Here is a 20,840-nt window from a genome sequence, read left to right on the forward strand (position 1 = left end):
ATGCCCATCACCCCCACCCCACCCGCGCCCCGCCAACCCCTACGCGGCACCTCACGCACGGCACGGACCCTGCTGCCCACGCCGCCCGCGCCGTACCCGCAGGTGACCGAGACGCCAAGCCTCGAACGCCTCGGCACCCCTTTCCCGACGCCATACCCGAACGGCCTGCCGCCTTTCCCATCAGGCGCGGGCGTTGCGGCGAACATCCCACCCGGCATGGGCGTTCCAAGCGTCCCACCCGAGAGCAACGTTCCGGCGAACACCGCTACAGACGGCAGGGCAACGTTCACGCCTGGGGATGCCGGTCCGGGGCGCGTACCCGAAGCAGGCGGTGCAGCCTTCGCACAAGAGACCGACGTCTCGACGCTTACGTCGCCCGTCGGCGAGGCTACCTACTGCCCACCCCAGCACTCCACGACCCCCTTCGAGACGTCGCACCGAACTTGCCGAGACAGCTTCTCCGCTGCCGGGGATGCCGACTCCCTAGCCCCGCCACTCCACGTGACACCCCTTGCCGCTCGCCACGAGGCACCGCTGACGCCCACGCCAACCGGGTCGACCTCCGGATACCCAGGCGATCACTGGACCACCGACCACTTGAGGAACACGGAGACACCGGCCGCCCAAGCCGGCACGACCGAGTCGCGGACCGGAGCCCGTACATACGAGAAGTCGAGCGCCACACCACTTCCGAGCGTCGAGGCTCGTGCGACCGGCCACCCGAGCGCCGTAAAACCACAAAGCGCCGAGGCGCGCACCGAAGTCGCGACCAGCACACACGCCAGCGCAGAACCCCACCCCGTGGCCGAGACCGATGGTTTCACCGCCGCCAAGACCAACACGTCCACCGCAACAGCCCCGAGGAGCGGCATCACCCCCGGCACCCGAACCCCAGCCATGGGCGGGGCCGAGGGCGGGCCGGGAACCGAAGTCGGACCCTGGTCCGAAGCTGCGCCGGACACGTCCCCCGGGATGAGCGCTGGCACCCAGCCTGGTTTGGAAGCCGGCGTATGCACGGACGGCGGGACGGCCACCGGCTTCAAGCCGGAGCCCGTCACCGAGGCGCAGACCGATATCGGACCGGAGACCGAAGCTGCGCCGGGGAAAGTCGAACCGCGGACCGAAGTCGGACCGCGGACCGATGGTGGGCCGCGGACCGATGGTGGGCCGCTAACCGAAGTCGCGCCAGCGAACATGCGAACGCGGACGGAAGCCAGACCGGAGACCGAGCCTGGATCGGGCACCGAAGCCGCGCCGGACACCAACCCCGGCACCACCAGCACTGGTAGCGGGCCGGAGACCGCAGCAGGTGCTGGGCACCAAACCGGCACAAAAACTGGCATGGAGGCGGCGAGGACCGAAACCCCAGCAGAAGCCCGAGTCCGAACCAGAGCCAGAGCCAGAACCAGAACCTGGACAGGGCGCGAAACTTCCGGACCCGGCAGTCAGGGGATGAGCAGCGAGGCGGAGGCCAGGGCTGCGCTCATGCGCGCCTGCGACGTAGGCGACGTCATCATGGGCCGCCTCGTCGCCCGGTACGGTGCCCGCCAAGCCGTCGAGGCGATCCGTTCCCGAGCCTTGCCGCCGGAGTTCGTGGCGGAGGAAGCCCAGCAGGAGCGCCCGCCGGACCTGACGGCTCGCCTGCACACCTGGTACGTCCGTCTCGCCGCCGCCAACCCGGCGGCCGACCTCGAGGCAGGCACGAAGTCCGGAGCCCGCCTGATCTTGCCCGGCGACCCGGAGTGGCCCACCCAACTGGACCAGCTCGGCCCAAGCCGGCCCCTGGCCCTCTGGGCGCACGGCGACGCGGACCTTCGCTTCTCCTGCCTGAAGTCCGTGGCCGTGGTCGGAGCGAGAGCCGCCACCCCATACGGTTCGCAGGCGGCGGCCGAGTTCGGGGTGGGCCTCGGTGAGTCGGGGTGGACGGTGGTGTCGGGCGGAGCGTACGGCGTGGACGCGGCCGCGCATAAGGGCGCCCTGGCGTCCGGCTCACCGACGGTCGCGGTCCTGGCCTGCGGCGTGGACGTCTGCTACCCCAGCAGCCACGAGACGTTGTTCGCCGCCATCAGGGAACAGGGAGTCGTGATCAGCGAGTGCCCGCCCTGCGTCCACCCGACCCGCGCGCGCTTCCTCATCAGAAACCGTCTCATAGCGGCCCTGTCGCGAGGAACGGTGGTGGTGGAGGCCGCCATTCGCAGCGGCGCCCTCAACACCGCCGCCCACGCCCTGTCCCTCAACCGGCACCTGGGAGCGGTCCCAGGCCCGATCACCTCGTCCATGTCCGCCGGGTGTCACAGGCTCTTGCGCGAACGCAAGGCCGTCTGCATCACTTCGCCCGAGGACATGATCGACCTGGTCGGCCTGATGGGCGACGACGCGGCCCCGCAGGTGCGTGCACCCGTCGTCCCCAGAGACCGGCTCAACGAACCCACGAAGAAGGTGCTCGACGCCGTCCCCACGCGCGGCGGCGCCGGCCCGGCCTCGATAGCTGTGGCGGCAGGCGTGACGCTGGACGTGGCCCTGAGCGCCCTGGGCGGCCTGGCCGCCGCCGGGTACATCGAACGCACCCCTCGCGGCTGGCGCCTCCGCAAGCAGACCACCTCCTACCGCAAAGCCCCCGACTCCGCCGCCCTCCAACCCCCGCTGTCCCCGGAGCCCGACCCAGCCGACATCCCACCCCCACCAGACGACCACTTCGATTGACGAAGTGTGCGGCGGCGCGCCGGCTCAGGCCGGTCGCGCAGCGTACGAGGAGCACGAAGGGCGACACATCGCCGCCATCGATGGTCGAGATCAGTGGCCAGAGGCGTGCGGCTCATGCTCGCGTCCCTGCCATGGCCGCCACGTCGCGCGCCGAGACCGGCGAGGGTGGATCACGCTCGACGTGGGCGGGGCCAGCCCCCGCTGACCTTCGACGTGGCCGACGCGGTCGCTTTGTGCGTCACCCGTCCTGCCATGGTGGGCGTTGGTGAACGCACCGGTGAGGGTGGAGGCATGCTCCTGGCCGGGCGCGATAGCTGCACGTTGATGGCGCCTGGGCGGCCGCCATGCTGCTGGAAGGGCGAGGCGCTGCGGGGAGAGGGGACCGTGGCGGCGGGTGCGCGAGGCGATGCTGGAAGAGGACCTTGTCGGCGGGGCGAGGATGTCGGCGGAGGGGACTGTGGTGGCGGGTGGGTGTGGCGATGCTGGAAGAGGACCTGGTTGTGGGGGCGAGGCGATGCTGGCGGAGAGGATTGGTGGCGGGAAAGCCCGTTGCACGCCGCAGGGGCTGGTGCACACTCCCGAGTGTTCACTGGGTTCAGTGAGCGATGAACCGAGGTCGGGGATGCCGACTCACCAGCTCCGCCAGTGCACGTGATGCTCCTTGCCATTCGCCACGAGGTGCCACTGGCTCGGCGGATGAGCGAGGGGAGCTGAGCGAGGCGTATGGCTCTGACGGCTCCCAGACTGATGTGTGCACGATTCCCGGACGGGCCCTGTGCGTAGTCCCCGGATAGTCCTGTGCGCGATCTCCGGACGAGCTTGTGCGTGGCTCCTGGGTTCGTCCACAGGGGTGGTGTACGAGTGGCCTGGTCACAGGCGTGGCGTCGTGAAATGAAGACGGCCATCACGTGATCCCCGGCGACTCGGGCCCGCCGGGGATGACTGACTGGGGGGCCTCGCACACCCACCCAGAACCCGCTCCCACAGACACTTACCGCTTAACCCGCAGAAACAGGATCACGCCAAGATCGAGTCATACACCACGTCCGTGGACGTGAACCTCCTGGATGGACTGTCCGTGGTTCCCCCGGATGTGTGGCGTGCGAGGCCGTCTTCGGCCCTCGCTCCAGTTCCTCCCTAGCGCGTTCAGGTGGCCTTCGCCCGGGTGTCTGTGTGTTGGGGTTGGTGCGGGCTAGGGCTTGGGGCAGATTTGGGGGATGTGGAGGGAGATGGGTGTGGATCGGGATGAGGTTGTGGCGGAGTTCGGGCGGTATTTGCGGCTGGAGCGGGATCTTTCGCCTCATACCGTTCGGGCGTACCTGGGGGATGTGAACTCGCTGCTCGATCACCTGGGTGGGCGGCTGGAGGCGCTTGATATCGGGACTCTGAGAGAGTGGCTGGCTGAGCAGCATGCGGCGGGGAAGGCTCGGGCCACGCTGGCTCGGCGCACGGCCTGCGCCCGTACGTTCACCGCCTACTGCCATCGGCGGGGGTGGCTGGAGAACGATCCGGGGTTGTTGCTGGGGAGTGCCAAGGCAGGGCGTGAGCTGCCTGCGGTGCTTGATCAGCGGCAGGCGGAGGCCGTGTTGAATGTGGCCTCCACCGCTGACCCGAAGGAGCTGCGGGACCAGGCGATGCTCGAGTTGCTGTACGCGACCGGGGTGCGGGTGAGCGAGCTGTGTGCGCTCGATGTCGATGACGTGGATCGGGAGCGGAACGTCATCAAGGTACTGGGCAAGGGGCGTAAAGAGCGGGTGGTGCCGTTCGGGGCGCCGGCGTTGCGGGCGTTGGATCGGTGGTGCATCCACGGGCGGCCTAGGTGGGTACGGGCCGGGTCGGGGCCGGCGCTGTTCTTGGGCGTACGTGGTGGTCGTATCGACGCGGGGACCGTGCGGCGGGTCGTGCATGCGAGGTTGGCGCAGGTGGAGGGGGCGCCCGACATGGGGCCGCATGGGTTGCGGCACAGTGCGGCCACGCACCTGCTCGAAGGGGGTGCGGATCTGCGTAGCGTTCAGGAACTGCTGGGGCATGCGTCGCTGAACTCCACGCAGATCTATACGCATGTGTCGATTGAGCGGTTGCGGGCGGCCTATCGGCAGGCGCATCCAAGGGCTTGATCCTCCATCCTTCGAGTGCTCAGCACTTAGCGATTAGCGTTCAGCGCTCAGGGCTCAGGGCGCGGGTTTCAGGGTCAGGGCTGGGCTGATCAGGGCGGTTCTGTGATTGAGGGCTGCTCGGTGGTCAAGGCGGCTTGAGTTAGTGGGCGGTCCCGAGGGTTTAGTTCGGAGGCTCGAGCGGGCTCGGGTGTTGGGGCCAGTGATCGGGCGGGTGGGCTCGGGTGTTTGGGGTTGGTGATCGGGCGGGTGGGCTCGGGTGTTTGAGGTTGATGATCGGGGGGTGGGTTTGAGTGTTTGGGATCAGTGATCGAGCAGGTCGGCTCGGGTATTTAGGGTCGGTGATCAGGCGGGCGGGCTTGATGCTTGGGGTCATTGATTTGGGCGGGCTAATTGCTGGGTTGGGTGCTGATTGAGTGGCTTGGGCGACTTGTGCTTGCTGGGTGAGGGCGGGGGCCGGCGGGGGGCTAGAGTCTCGGGTCTTGCGGCAGCGGCCAGTGTTTGCGGTGGGTGGTCTGGTTTGGGGGCAACCGTGCTCCCGGCTAGCGGGCGCGATTAGGGCCGTTGGGGTGTGGCTTCTGTCCCGTCCCCGCCCCGTCGTGGTTGCGTCGTGTCGTCATCGTGGGGGGTCGGCGGGGGTTAGGGCTGGTGTGGGTACGGGGAAGGCAGGCGGGGCGCGGGTGGGGCGTGGGTCAAGAATGATGGTGGTTTCTCGGTCTTGATCTTTGGCGGCGGGGGCGGTGAGGGCGGCGCTTGCGGTGTTGGCCTTTGGTAGCAGTTCGGCGGCGGGGTGTGGTTCGGTGGCCTCGGTGTTTGTGGCATCGGAGCGCTATGAGGAGCAGTGATGCCAAGAGGGCTGTTACGGCCAGGGCCGTAGTGAGTGGGTAGGACGCGGCTCGTATGAGGGTGGGGATCGGGTCCGGGCTGTCCGTGGTGGTTCGTGGGTGGCGGCGCGTGCTTTTCGAGGCTTTCGTTGTGAGTTCCTGAGGCTCGGTGGCGGCCCGCGTCTCTGCCGTGCCATTGGTGGGTGCGTCAAGTGCTGTTTCGGTCCCCTGGATGTCTCCGGCGGTGGTCTGTGTGTTGGGACTGCTTCTGACGCTCCTGACGTCTGCCAAGGGGGCGGATGCCGTGTCGCCTGCGCTGTCGGCCAATCTGATGACCTCAGCTTCCGGCCATCTTTCTCCCGTGGTGGCCAGGGTGTTGGCTGGGGGTTGGGTTGTGGCTGTCGCTGATGCGTTGGGTGCGGTGGCGGGTGGTGTGATCGCGATCATTTGCTTGGTGGTGCTTGTGGACGGGGTTGGGAGTGCACGGGGATCCAGGGCTGGGAGTGCGCCGGCGACCGGTGAGTGGTGTGCGAGTGCGGTGAACGAGGGGTGGCTGTCGGCGGGCTTGGTGGCTCGGTGCAGGTCTGCGTCGGAGGGTTCGGTGATCTGGCGCGGGACTGCGTCGAAGGGTTCGGTGATCTGGCGTGGGATTGCGTCGAAGGGCCGAGTGTTGCCGATCGGTGCGTGTTGAGGCACAGCGGAAGGCATTGCGGTGGGGTGTGGGGTGACGGTGGTGCTGCGGTCGTGCGTGAAGCGGTTGCCAGCCTGGGGCCAGAAGGGGAGGAGGCGGGTGGGGGCGTGGCCGAGCAGGTGGAGGGGGTTGAGGTAGTGGGCGTCTCGGATGAGGCCCCAGTGCAGGCAGGACTCCGGGCAGTGCGGTTTTGAGCCGTCGATGACACCTATCTCGGTGCCTGGGGTCACCTGGTGGCCTCGGGACACGGAGGGCTTCACGGGGAGGTACGTGGTGCGCAGGCCGTTCGGGTGATCGATGGTCACCACGCCCTTCCCCGCTACCGGGCCTGCGAAGCGGATGGTGCCGGGGCCTGCTGCCAGGACCGGGGTGGCTACCGGGGCGGCCAGGTCGATGCCGCGGTGGCCGGCCAGCCAGGGCTTGGGCGGCGGAGCGAAGCGGCGCAGGATCCTGGGCTGTCCGTGCAGGGGCCAGCGCCAGGTGAGGGCTTCGGTCGGGGGCGAGGCCCTTGCTGGGATCGCTGGGAGGGGGAGGAGCGTGAATGCGGTTATGAGGGTTGTGAAGAGGGCGATCTTGATGCGGGCAGGCTGGGTGCAGGGTCTGGTCAGTGTGTACTGGGCAGGTTGAGTGCGGGCTCTCTTCGGTGAGTACTGGGCAGGTTGGGTGCGGGCTCTCTTCGGTGTGTATCGGGCTGGTTGGGTGCGGGCCTGGCTCAGTGGATAACGGGTGCGGGCCTCGCTCAGTGGATGGAGGGTGCGGGCTCTGGTCGGACAGCAAGACTGGCCTTGAGTGGCGCTGGGGTGGCCTGGAGGCAGGGGTGTGGGGTGTCTGCTGGCAGGTGTCGCTTCGAGGGGTTCGAGGGCGTTGAGGGTCGGTGGTTGGTGAGGGGGTGCGACGTTCATGCGCGGGAGTCTGGCCGGTGCGGTGGGTTCGGCGGGGCGGTGAACGTCGTTCTGTGGGTGGGAGGAGATCAGCGGGGTTGGGCTGTGGAGGAGTTGCTGAGGCGGGGCGGCAATGGCAACTGATCGTGACGGTGGTTCAGGGCGACGCTGTGGTGGTGGGGCGCGATGGTGGTCTGGCGACCGGGGTGTGGCGAGTCGGCTATCGCACAGGGCCGAGCCGAAGCCGGGTGATGGCGGGGCCGGCAGGGGCCGAGGGCAGCGGGCGCGGGTGGGGCGGTGGTCAGGGGGCGGAGTGGCGTTTCGTGGTGATGAAGGGTTCCGTGCTGGGAGGCGGTGACGGGGTGATCGGGCGGGTGGGGCGGCGGTGGCCGGGGCGGATGGGGGAGAACCAGATCCAGAACGTGGCCAGGGCTATGCCGCCGGCGCAGACGATGATCACGGGGCGTAGGCCGATGATCTCCGCCAGGAAGCCGCCCACCAGGCCGCCGAGCGACAGCACGCCCTGAATGGCGAACGTCATCGTGGCGTTCACCCGGCCCCGCAGCTGCGGGTCGGTCTCCTGCAGGACGATGGCGTTCATGCAGGTGGCGAAGGAGACCACGATGACGCCGACGGCCGTACCAGTCAGTGCCAGAACACCGAACTTCCACCACAGCGGGCCGGAGATCAGGCCGACGGTGAGGATCTCCAGGGGGAAGAAGAGCACGACCACGAGGAGTATCCGGTTCTCGCCGTACCTCTTGGAGAGGCGGGCGGTCAGCCACGCGCCCAGGAGGCCGCCGGCACCGCTGAAAGCGATCAGTACGCCGATCAGGCCCTTGGGGATGTTCAGCGTGTTGACCATGTAGAGCATGTAGACCGCCGTGTACGCCATGGCGAAGAAGTTGATCGTCACGCCGGCGAACAGCAGCGCGCGGAGCACCGGGTGCGTGATGTTCACCTTCAGGCCCTCCAGGATGTCGCGCCACATGCCTTTGGAGACGGCGGGCGTGTTCCGCTCAGGCGTACGTATGGCGCGCAGCAACAGGGCCGAGGCGAGGAAGGACAGCGCCTCCGCCAGTACGGCCAGCGGCGCCGTCAGAAGCTGCACCAGCAGACCGCCGAGGCTGGGACCGGCGACCGAGGCCACCGAGTACGTCGTCTGAAGCCCCGCCATCGCCTCCGTCCGCTGCTCGGGCCCTGTGATGGAGGCGACGTGGGGGAAGTTGGCCGCCCTGAACAGCACTCCCGCCGTCCCGATGACGAGCGCCACGATGATCAGCCAGGTCACGTTCAGCACGCCGAGCAGCCACGCCAGAGGCACCGTGACCGCGGCGGCGCAGGAGACCAGCTCGCACGCGATCATCAGCGGCCGATGGCGGGTGAGGCGGTCGGCGATGGCTCCCGATTGAAGGCCGAACAGCAGCGCCGGTACGGACGCCGCCGCCGTCAACATCCCCATCTGCGCCGGGGACGCGGCCAGCAGTGCCACGGCGGTCAACGGGATGGCCAGCTTGGAGACCTCAGAACCGGTGACCGAGATCGTACGGGCTGTCCACAGCAGCCGGTAGTCGCGCTGCTTGCGCAGGGGCACCGGGGCGGCCTCCGCGGGCTCCGGTGAATCGTGAAGGGAATACTTCATAGATGTGAAGATAACCCTTCATAAATTGTGAAAGCAACCTTTCATAGTCTGAGGATGGGTACCGTTGCCTCATGACCGGCGACATTTCGACGCTCAGCGACCCCAAGGCGATGAGGGCGCTGGCGCACCCCGCGAGACTGGCGATCCTGAATCGGCTGGGCGTGGAGGGGAGCGCCACCGCCACCGAGGTCGCGGAGATCGCGGGCATCACCCCCAGCGCCGCCAGCTATCACCTGCGCATGCTCGCCAAGTACGGCTTCGTCGAGGACGCGCCCCCGCGCGGCGACGGCAGGGAACGGGTGTGGCGGGCCGTAGACCGCAGGCTCGCCGTCGGCATCCAGCCCGAGGACCAGCCCGAGGTGCGGACCGCCAAGCGGCATCTGATCGCCGCGTTGCGGCGTTCTGCGCATGAGGAGGCCGAACGCGCGCTGCAGGAGGTCGAGAAGGAGACCCAGGAGTGGCGCGACGCGGTCAGATTCGCCCGGCATCGCATCAGGGTGAACGCGCGTGAGCTGGCGTGGCTGAACCAGGAGATCGAGAAGCTGATCGAGCCGTACTTGGTGCGGAATCGGGATGCTGAGACGGCGCCTGAGGGGGCCAGGGTCTCCGAGGTGCAGCTCAACCTGTTCCCGGTCCCGCGCAGGCCGCGGCCCGGCCTGCCGACGGAGGATCACGGGTTCCCGCGGGGAGGGGGGAACGGGCGTCTGGGGGACGTGCCGGTCGGCTCGGAAGGTGCGGCGGCCTCTTCTGAAGGCGCGTCGGCCTCCTCTGGGGATGTGCCGTCCCCTTCGGAGGGTGTGCCGTCCCCTTCGGAGGGTGTGCCGTCCCCTTCGGAGGGTGCGTCGGCCCCCTCTGCGGGAGACGAGTGAGAGGTTCCGGTGGTCGGGCTGCATGGGCGTCGCGGCCCATGTGCCGTCCACGGGCGTGGACTGTCGCAGGTTGGCGCACGACGGCTCGCGTCGGCGGAGGGTGACACGCGCGCATCGAGCCGGCGGAGGTGACGTGGGGGCGAGCAAGCCGGCGGCTTGGGTGGTACCCGGGCGGGTCGGGGTGCTTGCGCTGTACGTGGCTGAGGTCGGGGCGGCTTGGATGGTGTCCTGGCGGGTCGCGGGTGTTGGCGCTGTGCGCCGCGGCTGCGGTTGGGGCGTCTTGTGCGCGTGGGTTCGTGGTGCGGTGTAGTGCGAGTGGAGTTGCGGAGTGTGGACGGTGATGGCGCGGGGGTGGGTGAAGCAGGCCGTTGAGTACGGCGGGTCGTTGAGGGTGCTTCGTCACGGACGGTAGCGCCACCGGTGTGGGTGTCCGGTCACGGGGAAATGTGGACGGGGGCAGGTGAGGTCAGGAGATGTCCGTTTGACCGGGGACGGTCAGCCGGGGGCGGTGTGGGAGGTAGACTTTCCGGTGGCCTGTCACCGCAGGCCGACTTCGCATGCCCCATTGCGGACCGCACCGTCGGTCCGGGCCAGGTGCCCGGCTGGTGCGGGTTCGGGGCATCAGGGCGGCAGACAGCGCGCTGCCGCGGCACAACCGAGAACAGCGCCCATCCGCAGGGCGCCCAGACCTGGAGGACCAGCACATGGCCCCCGTCGTCACCATGCGACAGCTGCTCGAGAGCGGCGTTCACTTCGGCCACCAGACGCGGCGCTGGAACCCGAAGATGAAGCGGTTCATCTTCACCGAGCGTAACGGCATCTACATCATCGACCTTCAGAAGTCGCTGTCGTACATCGACCGCGCCTACGACTTCGTGAAGGAGACCGTCGCCCACGGCGGCACGATCCTGTTCATCGGCACCAAGAAGCAGGCTCAGGAGGCCATCGCCGAGCAGGCTTCCCGGGTCGGCATGCCGTACGTCAACCAGCGCTGGCTGGGTGGCATGCTCACCAACTTCTCGACCGTGCACAAGCGGCTGCAGCGTCTGAAGGAGCTCGAGGAGCTCGACTTCGACAACGTCGCCGCCTCGGGGCTCACCAAGAAGGAGCTCCTGATGCGCCGTCGCGAGAAGGACAAGCTCGAGCGCACGCTCGGCGGCATCCGTGACATGGGTCGTGTGCCCAGCGCCGTGTGGGTCGTCGACACCAAGAAGGAGCACATCGCGATCAGCGAGGCCAAGAAGCTCGGCATCCCTGTCGTCGCGATCCTCGACACCAACTGCGACCCCGACGAGGTCGACTACCCGATCCCGGGCAACGACGACGCCATCCGCGCCGTCGGCCTGCTGACCAGGGTCGTCGCCGACGCTGTCGCGGCCGGTCTGATGGCTCGCTCCGGCGCCGCTCGCGGTGACGAGAAGCCGGCCGCCGCCGAGCCGCTGGCCGAGTGGGAGCGCGAGCTCATCGAGCAGGGCGCGGGCGAGAACGCCGCCGAGGCGCCTGCTCCCGAGGCCGCTGCCGAGGGCGAGGCGAAGGCCGAGGCTCCGGCCGAGTCCGCCGCTCCTGCCGAGGGCGAGAACGGCCAGCAGGCCTGACGCCTTCACCCTGGGGTGACCACTGAGGGTCTGCCCCGGGCGGGTCCGGCCGTGTTCTGATGGAAGGACACGGTTCTGACCGGCTCGGTGACGGGTTCTCGGTGGTCGTCCCGCCGGGGGCGGTCGCTGCCGCCGGTCGCTCAGGTGCCCGGGGGCGGTTCCGCCGGACGGTACGGCGCTTGTGTGCCGGTGCGGATCCGGCCGGCTCGTGACGGCTCTGACAGGACCCGCTGGGCGTTGGTCCTGGGCTCACACGGGCCGATCCGGGCGCGCGATGCGAGCCTGGATGTCCGGCCAGGCGAGGAGCCGGGCCGGTGTCGGGGGCCGATACCGGCATGGGGCGTCGATGCTCCGGCGGCCTGCCGGTCGGGCCTGGGAAGCCAGGGCCGTCAGCAAGGCGCACGTGACAGCTGAATACAGGCGGACCACCGCACACGGCCGCCGGGGCTCCGGCAGCCGGCCGGGCAGGGTGCCGGGCAAGGTGTACGTCGCGGTCAGGCAAACGACCGGCCTGCGACGGCACGCCGGAGCGGCTCACCCCCGCCGGGTGGGCTACTCCAGGGGCCAGGCGGCTCAGGTTGCAGCCCAAGCGGTTCGGGGCCGGCGGGCGCAGGGCTCGGTCAGGGCCTGGGGCCTGCGCCAGGCCCGGGGACCGGAAACGCGGCCACGGCTCAGGCCGGGCGCCGACCTAGGGCGAGGTCGGGCGCCAGGCCAAGGCCTGGAGCGCTTCGAACCGGGGCTCAGGGTTCGGGCCGGGGCTTGGGGCCTGTGCCAGGTACCGGGGCTCAGGGTTCGGTTCAGGGCTTGGGGCCTGTGCCAGGTATCGGGGCTCAGGTTCGGGCCAGGGCCTAGAGCCTGTGCCAGGGCTGAAACCCGGGCTGAGGGCTCAGGTGGCGGTGCTGTGGTGGTAGGCCGAGGCGAGGCTGGGCAGTATGCCGGGCGAGGCAGCGGCGAACGCTCGAACGCCGGCCCGAACCCGGTGAACGACCGGGCCAGGACCGGCGAGGACCGGTGAAAGGCACGACAAGGCTCACGTACGGCAGGCGCCCGGCCGTACGAACCAGGGTGGAGGGCTTCCCGCCCCCGCCCGAACCATGATCGACGACGATATCCCACAAGGAAAAAGAGCAATGGCTTCCGTGAACATGGCCGACGTCAAGCGGCTTCGCGAGATCACCGCTGCCGGCATGATGGACTGCAAGAAGGCGCTCGAGGAGGCCGAGGGCGACTTCGACCGCGCCATCGAGCTGCTTCGCCTCAAGGGCGCCAAGGACGTGGGCAAGCGCGAGGCCCGCACCGCGTCCAACGGCCTGGTGGCGCTCAAGCAGGACGGCGACTCCGCCGCCGCGCTGCTCGAGCTCAACTGCGAGACCGACTTCGTGGCCAAGGGCGAGCGCTTCCAGGAGCTGGCCGCCCAGGTCGTGGCGCACGTGCTGGAGACCCGGCCGGCCGACGTCCCGGCGCTGCTCGAGTCCTCCTTCGGCGGCAAGACCGTCAAGGAGCACCTCGACGAGGCCAACGCCGCGCTGGGTGAGAAGATCGAGGTCCGTCGCTTCGCGGTGCTGGAGGGCGGCTACATCGGCGCCTACATGCACAAGACCGACCCGGCCCTGCCGCCGGCCGTGGGCGTGCTGGTCCAGCTCGACAAGCCGAACGCCGAGGTCGCCAAGGACATCGCGCAGCACGCCGCCGCCATGGCGCCGCAGTACCTCAAGCCGGAGTCCGTCCCCGCCGAGATCGTCGAGAAGGAGCGCAAGCTCTTCGAGGAGATGACCCGCGAGGAGGGCAAGCCGGAGGCCGCGATCGGCAAGATCGTCGAGGGCCGCGTGAACGGCTGGTACCGCGACTTCACCCTGCTCCAGCAGGCCTTTGTCAAGGACAACAAGAAGAGCGTGGGCAAGTACGCCGAGGAGAACGGTGTCGAGGTCCTCGGCTTTGTCCGCTTCAAGGTCGGTCAGGCTTAGGCTTAGGCAAGCTGCGAGCTCAACGATCCACCGAATGAAGGAGGCCGCCGCCGTGCAGGACCACCGGGAGTCAGCCCACGAATCCACACGGACGGCGGCTTCCTCATCTCAAAACCCGCAAAGCCCGCTCAGGTGGAAGCGGGTGATGTTGAAACTGTCAGGAGAGGCGTTCGCCGGTAACGAGCCGCTCGGCATCGACCCGCGAGTGGTCGATCACCTGGCCGACTCGATCGCGGAGGCCGTCCGTGAGGGCGTGCAGGTCTCGGTCGTGGTCGGCGGCGGCAACATGTTCCGCGGCGCCACCTTGTCGCAGGGCGGCATCGACCGCGCCAGGGCCGACTACATGGGCATGCTCGGCACCGTCATCAACTGCCTGGCCCTGCAGGACTTCCTGGAACGGCGGGGTGTGGAGACGCGCGTGCAGACCGCCATCACCATGCAGCAGGTGGCCGAGCCGTTCCTGCCGCGCCGCGCGATCAGGCACCTCGAGAAGGGGCGCGTGGTCATCTTCGGCGCCGGGCTGGGTTCGCCGTTCTTCTCGACCGACACCGCGGCCTCCCAGCGCGCCCTGGAGATCGGCGCTGAGGCGCTGCTCAAGGGCACGCAGGTCGACGGGATCTATGACTCCGATCCGCGCAAGAACCCCGACGCGGTGCGGTTCGACCACCTCGACTACGGCGAGGTGCTGCTGCGCGACCTCGCGGTCATGGACGCCACCGCGATCAGCCTGTGCAAGGACAACGATCTGCCGATCGTCGTCTTCGACCTCATGGGCGAGGGCAACATCCTGCGAGCGGTACGCGGTGAGAAAATCGGCACGCTGGTGAGTCCCGCAGGCAAATGACGGAGCGAGCCCGATACCGCCAGCTAGAAGACAGGGAGCCGCTGTGATCGACGAAACCCTCCTCGAAGCCGAGGAAAAGATGGACAAGGCCGTTTCGGTGGCGAAGGAGGACTTCGCGAGCATCCGTACGGGCCGTGTCACCCCCTCGATGTTCAACAAGATCACTGCCGAGTACTACGGCACGCCGACGCCGATTCAGCAGTTGGCGTCCTTCCACGTGCCCGAGGCGCGCATGGTCCTCATCCAGCCCTATGACAAGAGCTCGATGGGCGCGATCGAGAAGGCCATCCGCGACTCCGACCTCGGCGTCAACCCCACCGACGACGGCCAGGTGATCCGCGTGACGTTCCCCGAGCTGTCGGAGGAGCGCCGCAAGGAGTACATCAAGGTCGCCAGGAACAAGGGCGAGCAGGCCAAGGTGTCGGTGCGCAACATCCGCCGCTCCGCCAAGGAGATCCTCGACAAGATGGTCAAGGACGGCGAGGCGGGCGAGGACGAGGTCCGGCGGGCCGAGAAGGAGCTCGACGACCTCACCCAGAAGCACGTCGCCAAGATCGACGAGCTGCTCAAGCACAAGGAAGCCGAGCTGCTCGAGGTCTGAGCGGCGCGCCGCACGGCGGGCCGCGTCCTGCGGGCCGTCTCGACAGGGAGGCGGGTCCCCGAACGCGGGGGCGCTGTCTCCAGCGGGTCTGCACTGCGGCCCTCGCCGCGATGGCGGGGGCCGTGGCTTATGGAGAAGTCTGTGGAGAAAAGTACGGCTGGCACCAGCTCGAGCGGCGGCAGCCGTACCGGAAGGAACCTGCCTGCCGCGATCGCGGTCGGGCTGGTGCTGGGCGCGCTGGTCCTCGGGACCATCTACACGGTCAAGGAGCTGTTCCTCCTCGTGGCCGTGGTGTGCGTGGGCGTCGGCGTGGTCGAGCTGACCAGGGCGTTCGCCACCCGTGACATCGTGGTGCCCGTTCCCCCGGTGCTGTTGGGACTGGTGGCCATGCAGGCCGGCGCCTATTGGGGCGGGCCGGTCTGGATGCTGGCGGCCTTCGCGGTGTTCGCGTTCGTGCTGCTGATCTGGCGGATGTTCAGCGCGGGCACGGACGGTTTCGTCCGCGATGCGTCGGCGTCGGTGTTCACGCTGTTCTATCCGGCGATGCTGAGCGGGTTCGTGGCGCTGCTGCTGAAGCCCGACGACGGCAGCCACCGGGTGCTGATCTTCATCGCGGTGACGGTGGCCAGCGACATCGGCGGTTACGTCGCCGGGGTGCTGTTCGGCAGGCATCAGCTCACGGCGATCAGCCCGAAGAAGACCTGGGAGGGCCTGGCGGGCTCGCTGATCGCCTGTACGGTGATCGGCGCCTGGCTGGTGACCTGGCTGCTGGGCGGCGAGCTGTGGCAGGGCGCGCTGATGGGCGCGCTGGGCGCCCTGCTCGCGACCGTGGGCGACCTGATCGAGTCGATGATCAAGCGGGATCTCGGCATCAAGGACCTGGGTACGATCCTGCCGGGGCACGGCGGGCTGATGGACCGGCTGGACTCGCTGGTGACGACGCTGGTGCCGGTCTGGCTGCTCATGACGCTCTTCTTCTGAGCACGCTCATGAGTGTGCCTGCATGGCCTGCGTGGTGATGGGGGAGAGCCAGAGCCACCGCACCGCCTCGCCCCCGAACGCAAAGCCCGACATGTCGGGCATGTGGGGTGGGTTGGCCTGCATGAGCACCCCCGAGTACTGCGGCCCCAGCGGGAACGTCGCCGGTTCGTGATACCACTTCGCCGTGTGGCCGTGGCCCAGCCAGGTCACCGAGTGCCACGGATATTGCGACAGCCAGACCAGCAGCAGCGCCGCGTCGCGCGGGTCCTCGCGGGTGGCCACGGCCAGCTCGACCCTGGCGTACGCGCCGGGCCGGTCGATCCACTGCTCGACCGTCGGCATGCGCTGGCAGCTCATCCCCACCGTCGACAGCACGGTGAACCCACGCTCGCCGTGCGGCGGACGCTCGGTGATGCCCACGGTCGGCAGCCGGTCGCCGCTGGCGTCCCAGTAGCGCCCCGCCGGGCCCAGCACCCGGTCGAGGTGGCCCATCACGAACTGCTGGAACGACGGCCACGACCCCTCGCTGTGCCGCCAGCGCCAGTAGGATCTGGCGTTCGCGATGCGGGGCCGCAGCCCTTCGAGCGCTTCCGACAGCGCCCAGGCGAACGGCGACTCGCCCACCGCGTCCCGCGCGTACCCCGGCATGCCGCGGCTCATGTCGGCCCAGCCGGGGATGACCGCGAGCAGCTCGTCGTCCTCGTAGAGCGCCACGCCGTCGCCCTCCTCGAACCACAGCGGGGTGAGCTCGCCGAGCGGGCGGCGGCCGTCGGGGTGGAGCGTGTTGGCCCTCGGCATGAGCGGCGGCAGACCGGCGTTGATGCGGGCCAGGTCGACGACCTGCGGCGCGGGACGGTGGTTGGCCAGCCAGACCGCGCCGTGCACGGTGCCGTCGGGCGAGCACAGGTAAGCCACCGAGGCGTCCTCGTCCCGCTCGACGACGAGCGTCCGGCTGCCGTACGGGTTGCCGGCGGCGAGCACGACCTCGGCGCCACCCTCGCCAGATGCCGACCGAGAAATCGCCATACGTCTCGACTGTAGATCGACCGGAGACCAGGACGCGAGCCCGACAGTGACCAGGAATTCCACCTCCGATCCGAACGTTCACTACCCTGGTCCCAAACCCCTCAAGCAAAGGCAGCACAGTGTCCCAGCCTCCTGGTCAGCTCACCTTCGTCGCCCCGCGCCGGGCCAAGCCCGCCCGGCACCTGGCCGACCTGTCGATGGCCGAGCGGCGGGCGGCGGTCACCGAGCTGGGTGAGAAGGCGTTCCGCGCCGACCAGCTCTCCCGCCACTACTTCGAGCGCCTCACCACCGATGTGCAGGCGATGACCGACCTGCCCGCGGCGTCCAGGGACAAGCTGGCCACACTGCTGCCCAACCTGCTGACCCCGGTCAGAGAGCTGACCACCGACGGCGGCACGACGCGTAAGACGCTGTGGCGGCTGTTCGACGGCGCCCTGGTGGAGTCGGTGCTCATGCGTTACCCCGACCGGGTCACCATGTGCGTGTCGTCGCAGGCCGGCTGCGGCATGAACTGCCCATTCTGCGCCACCGGCCAGGCCGGTCTGACCAGGAACATGTCCACCGCCGAGATCGTCGAGCAGGTCGTGGCGGGCGCGCGGGCGCTGGCGGCCGGCGAGGTGCCCGGCGGGCCGGGACGCGTCAGCAACGTCGTGTTCATGGGCATGGGCGAGCCACTGGCCAACTACAAGCAGGTGATCGGCGCGGTGCGGCGGCTGGTCGAGCCCGCGCCCCACGGTCTCGGCATCTCCGCGCGCAGCGTCACGGTCTCCACGGTCGGGCTGGTGCCGGCGATCGGCAAGCTCGCCGATGAGGGGCTGCCGGTCACGCTCGCGCTGTCGCTGCACGCGCCCGACGACGAGCTGCGCGACACGCTGGTGCCGATCAACACGCGGTGGAAGGTGGCCGAGGTGCTCGACGCCGCGTGGGCGTACGCGGCGCGCACCAAGCGGCGCGTCTCCATCGAGTACGCGCTGATCAAGGACGTCAACGACCAGGAGTGGCGGGCCGATCTGCTCGGCAAGCTGATCAAGAACAAGCTGGTGCACGTCAACCTGATCCCGCTCAACCCGACCCCGGGCTCCAAGTGGACGGCCTCCCGGCCGGAGGACGAGCGGGCGTTCGTGCGGCGGCTGCAGTTCCACGGCGTGCCGGTGACCGTGCGTGACACGCGCGGCCGCGAGATCGACGGCGCCTGCGGCCAGCTCGCCGCCGCCGAATAAGCCCGCGCGAAAGCGGGTGCGGCGGCCAAGTGCGGCGTCGCGCGGGGGCCCGACGGCGTGCGAGGTCGGGTCCGTCGACGTGTGAGGTCGGGCCGCCGGCGGTGTGCGGGGGCGGGCCAGCCGGCGTGTGAGGTCGGGCCGCCGGCGGTGTGCGGGGGCGGGCCAGCCGGCGTGTGGGGTCGGGCCCGGCGGTGTGCGCTGTCAGGCGCGGCGGTGGCGGAGCCAGGCGTACGCGGCCAGGCCGATCACGCACCACGCCACCGAGATCGGCCCCAGCTCCGGCAGCCGCTCCACGAGCTCACACCGGCTCGCCGCCCGCATCCACCCGATCAGCGGCACGGTGAGCCACGCCGGCGCCATGGCGCTGAGCAGCAGCATGGCCAGGTAGCCGAGCACCAAGGTCATGATCGAGACGGCCGGTGACGGCAGCACGGCCCTGCTGGTGAGCGCGCCGAGCGCGGTGCCGGTCAGCGCCGACATTACGTACAGGGCCGCCGCCGCGCTCAGTAGGCCGTGCGAGGGCCACTGGGTGACGCCCAGCAGGAGCGCCCATCCCATCCCGAGCGCCGCGAAGGCGGCACAGACCGCGAACGCCGCGAGCAGCCCCGCGGCCACCTCCCTGCCGCGCCCGCCCACCAGGACGGCCGACATCTCCCGCTGCCGGTCCGGCTCGGTGTCGAGCAGGCTCCGCGCCGCCCAGGCGAGCACGGGCACGAGCAGCACGGCGCCGTCGGCCAGCGCGGAGCCCTCCTGGCCGGCCGGGACCCGGCTGCCGTGCAGGATCGCGAGCAGCGCGAGGGCGAGCAGCAGCGCCTGGTAGACGCGGTGCGAGCGGACGTACGCGGCCAGGCGGTAGAGGGCCAGCGCGATCATGAGCTCTCCTCCAAGCGGCGGGCCTCATAGCCCTCCTCGCGCATCCTGGCCAGGAAACCCGGCAGCTCGTCGGCGGGCAGGGTGACGGCCACGGTGGCGCGGGCGGGCGGTGAGGGGGACGCCGCGCCCTCCTTGAGCCGGCCGTCCACGATGGCCCACTGCCGCAGCCCGGGTAACTCGCGCAGACCGCCCTGGTGGTCGGACGCCACGACGATGCCGCCCCGCCCCGCCACCTCGGTGGCGATCCCGGGCAGCGCGGCGCGGGTGTCGGCGTCGAGCCCGGCGAACGGCTCGTCCAGGATCAACAGCCCCGGCTCGGCCATCAGCGCCTGCGCCAGGCCCACCTTGTGGGCGCTGCCCTTGGACAGGTCGGCGAGCGCGGTGCCGAGGAGATGGCCCATGCCGAGCCGCTCGGCCCAGGGCTCCCAGCGGGCGCCACCGCGTACGAGGGACATGTGCCGCAGATAGTCGGCGACGGTGAACGGCTGGTCGGTGGGGAAGCGGTCGGGCGCGAAGCCGACCACCGCGGGACGGTCGGTGATCGTGCCCGAGGTGGGCCGGGCGAGCCCGGCGAGCAGGCGGAGCAGGGTGGACTTGCCCGCCCCGTTCGCGCCGGTCAGCTCGATGACGTCGCCGGGCGACAGGCTCGCGTCGGCTTCCTCGATGACGAGAGGATGACGCCTGCGGTAGCGGTAGGCGACTTTGGACAAGCGCATGATCCCGTAACGATATAGGCCGGGTCGCAGGGCCGGGATAAAGGTCCGACAATGGAAGCACCCCTGGCACCCCCCATCTCAGGAGGATTGAGGCTTGAACCGCTTTCCACGCGTCATGGGTTTGCGTTCAGGCTATGACCCCGTCGAGGTCGACGCCCTGATCGGGCGGATCGAGTCGACCTTGGGGCGGGGCTCCCACCTCCTGGAGCCCGTCACCGCCGACGAGGTGCGCAGCGCGACGTTCCGCGCCGTGCGTGGCGGCTATCAGGAGACAGCGGTGGACTTCGCGCTGGAGGCGTTCGTGGTGGCGCTGGAGGCGCAGGCCAAGCGGCCCGTACGGCTCGCGATGGCGGAGCCGACCGGCGACATGCTGCGCGAGGAGTGGTTCGAGACGCAGGCCGCCCGCGTCGAACGGGTCGGCTTCCGCACCGGCCGCATGGGCACCGGCTACAACGAGGACGAGGTCGATGCCTTCCTCGACCGCATCGTGGCCACGCTGCGCGGCACCACCCAGTACCCGGTGACGGGCGAGGACGTGCGGAATGCGAAGTTCTCGACCGTGCTACTGCGTCCCGGCTACCTGATCGCCGACGTCGACTCCTTCCTCGCGGGCATCGCCGACGTCCTCGACCAGCGCCTGAGCCGTTCGTGAGGGTCACGCCAGGGCGGCCTCGACGGCGGCGAGCAGGCAGAGCGCCGTGACAGTCGAAAGTCACGTCACATAATGAGCGCCATGGCGATATCCGTACGGCCCATCGGCCCCGAGGACGGGCGTGTCGTGGCCCGCGTGCTCACCGGAAGCTGGGCGGGCACCACCGTGATCGCGCTGGGGCGGGGCGAGCTGATCGACGCCGCCACCCTGCCCGGCTTCGTGGCCGAGCTGGACGGCGAGGTGGCGGGCGTGGTGACGTACGCCGACCGCGGCGACGCACTGGAGATCATCACGATCGACGCCGTCGTGCCCGGCAAGGGCGTCGGGCGGGCGCTGCTCGACGCGGTGCGTGCGGTGGCGGCCGAGCGGGGGCTGGCCAGGCTCACGCTGATCACCACCAACGACAACACCCACGCGCTGCGCTTCTACCAGCGTTACGGCTTCGACCTCGTCGCCCTGCACCGCGAGGCCGTGGAACGGGCGCGCGAGCTGAAGCCGAGCATCCCGAAGGAGTCGGACGGCATCCCGATCAGGCACGAGCTGGAGCTCGAACTCCGCCTCTGAACGCGGCCGCCACGACCGAGCGGCGGGTGGCCGTCGAAAGGCGGGCGGCCGTCAAAAAGCGGCTGGCCGTCAGAAGGCGG

At 69.7% G+C, this 20,840-nt stretch carries 16 protein-coding genes; 11 read left to right on the forward strand and 5 right to left on the reverse strand.

Annotation, left to right across the window (positions count from 1 at the left end):
* The first annotated feature begins 1,452 nt into the window (after positions 1-1,452).
* Entirely contained in the window at positions 1,453-2,703 is a 1,251-nt protein-coding gene (gene dprA, locus AB0K67_RS38710; protein WP_364070104.1) for a DNA-processing protein DprA, read from the forward strand.
* A 1,229-nt stretch (positions 2,704-3,932) separates the two neighbouring features.
* Positions 3,933-4,820, forward strand: coding sequence for a tyrosine recombinase XerC (locus tag AB0K67_RS38715; protein ID WP_364070106.1), 888 nt, complete (start codon positions 3,933-3,935; stop codon positions 4,818-4,820).
* 689 nt (positions 4,821-5,509) lie between these two features.
* On the opposite strand, the gene AB0K67_RS38720 is transcribed toward AB0K67_RS38715, so the two are convergent.
* Together AB0K67_RS38720 and AB0K67_RS38725 are read right to left on the reverse strand one after the other, a co-directional pair.
* Positions 5,510-7,234, reverse strand: a complete 1,725-nt coding sequence (locus AB0K67_RS38720) for a peptidoglycan DD-metalloendopeptidase family protein (protein ID WP_364070108.1) — start codon at positions 7,232-7,234, stop codon at positions 5,510-5,512.
* Positions 7,235-7,514: 280 nt separating this feature from the next.
* Positions 7,515-8,855 (reverse strand): MFS transporter, encoded by a 1,341-nt coding sequence (locus AB0K67_RS38725; protein WP_364070111.1) that lies wholly within the window; start codon positions 8,853-8,855, stop codon positions 7,515-7,517.
* Positions 8,856-8,926: 71 nt separating this feature from the next.
* Here AB0K67_RS38725 and AB0K67_RS38730 point away from each other — a divergent pair, with 71 nt between their 5' ends.
* The 6 genes from AB0K67_RS38730 (at position 8,927) to AB0K67_RS38755 (ending at position 15,709) form a co-directional block, all read left to right on the forward strand.
* Positions 8,927-9,724, forward strand: coding sequence for a metalloregulator ArsR/SmtB family transcription factor (locus AB0K67_RS38730; RefSeq protein WP_364070113.1), 798 nt, complete (start codon positions 8,927-8,929; stop codon positions 9,722-9,724).
* 704 nt (positions 9,725-10,428) lie between these two features.
* The gene (gene rpsB / locus AB0K67_RS38735) at positions 10,429-11,319 is read left to right on the forward strand and encodes a 30S ribosomal protein S2 (protein WP_364070116.1); all 891 of its coding nucleotides are present in this window, start codon (positions 10,429-10,431) and stop codon (positions 11,317-11,319) included.
* Positions 11,320-12,449: 1,130 nt separating this feature from the next.
* Positions 12,450-13,283: a translation elongation factor Ts gene (tsf, locus tag AB0K67_RS38740; protein WP_364070119.1), complete on the forward strand. Its 834-nt coding sequence runs from the start codon at positions 12,450-12,452 to the stop codon at positions 13,281-13,283.
* A 145-nt stretch (positions 13,284-13,428) separates the two neighbouring features.
* Positions 13,429-14,127, forward strand: coding sequence for a UMP kinase (gene pyrH, locus AB0K67_RS38745; RefSeq protein WP_364070266.1), 699 nt, complete (start codon positions 13,429-13,431; stop codon positions 14,125-14,127).
* Between the two features lie 43 nt (positions 14,128-14,170).
* A complete protein-coding gene (frr, locus tag AB0K67_RS38750) occupies positions 14,171-14,728 on the forward strand; it encodes a ribosome recycling factor (protein ID WP_364070122.1) in 558 nt (185 codons plus the stop codon).
* Positions 14,729-14,869: 141 nt separating this feature from the next.
* Positions 14,870-15,709 (forward strand): phosphatidate cytidylyltransferase, encoded by an 840-nt coding sequence (locus AB0K67_RS38755; protein WP_364070125.1) that lies wholly within the window; start codon positions 14,870-14,872, stop codon positions 15,707-15,709.
* 6 nt (positions 15,710-15,715) lie between these two features.
* Here AB0K67_RS38755 and AB0K67_RS38760 read toward each other — a convergent pair whose 3' ends face one another.
* The gene (locus tag AB0K67_RS38760; protein ID WP_364070128.1) at positions 15,716-16,735 is read right to left on the reverse strand and encodes a suppressor of fused domain protein; all 1,020 of its coding nucleotides are present in this window, start codon (positions 16,733-16,735) and stop codon (positions 15,716-15,718) included.
* 119 nt (positions 16,736-16,854) lie between these two features.
* On the opposite strand from AB0K67_RS38760, the gene rlmN reads away from it, so the two are divergent.
* The gene (gene rlmN, locus AB0K67_RS38765; RefSeq protein ID WP_364070131.1) at positions 16,855-17,955 is read left to right on the forward strand and encodes a 23S rRNA (adenine(2503)-C(2))-methyltransferase RlmN; all 1,101 of its coding nucleotides are present in this window, start codon (positions 16,855-16,857) and stop codon (positions 17,953-17,955) included.
* A 201-nt stretch (positions 17,956-18,156) separates the two neighbouring features.
* Here the strand turns inward: rlmN and AB0K67_RS38770 are convergent, their stop codons facing one another.
* Complete coding sequence (locus AB0K67_RS38770; RefSeq protein WP_364070134.1) at positions 18,157-18,828, reverse strand: hypothetical protein; 672 nt, start codon at positions 18,826-18,828, stop codon at positions 18,157-18,159.
* Entirely contained in the window at positions 18,825-19,544 is a 720-nt protein-coding gene (locus AB0K67_RS38775; RefSeq protein WP_364070137.1) for an ATP-binding cassette domain-containing protein, read from the reverse strand. Before AB0K67_RS38775 ends, AB0K67_RS38770 begins: the two co-directional genes overlap by 4 nt.
* A gap of 115 nt (positions 19,545-19,659) precedes the next feature.
* Here AB0K67_RS38775 and AB0K67_RS38780 point away from each other — a divergent pair, with 115 nt between their 5' ends.
* Together AB0K67_RS38780 and AB0K67_RS38785 are read left to right on the forward strand one after the other, a co-directional pair.
* Complete coding sequence (locus AB0K67_RS38780; RefSeq protein ID WP_364070140.1) at positions 19,660-20,196, forward strand: DivIVA domain-containing protein; 537 nt, start codon at positions 19,660-19,662, stop codon at positions 20,194-20,196.
* 81 nt (positions 20,197-20,277) lie between these two features.
* Positions 20,278-20,760 carry a GNAT family N-acetyltransferase gene (locus AB0K67_RS38785; protein WP_364070143.1) on the forward strand — a complete coding sequence of 161 codons (483 nt, stop codon included), beginning with the start codon at positions 20,278-20,280 and terminating at the stop codon, positions 20,758-20,760.
* The last annotated feature ends 80 nt before the right edge of the window (positions 20,761-20,840 follow it).

Origin of the sequence: Nonomuraea sp. NPDC052634 (genome assembly GCF_040678535.1) — a bacterium.
Lineage (GTDB): Bacteria > Actinomycetota > Actinomycetes > Streptosporangiales > Streptosporangiaceae > Nonomuraea > Nonomuraea fastidiosa.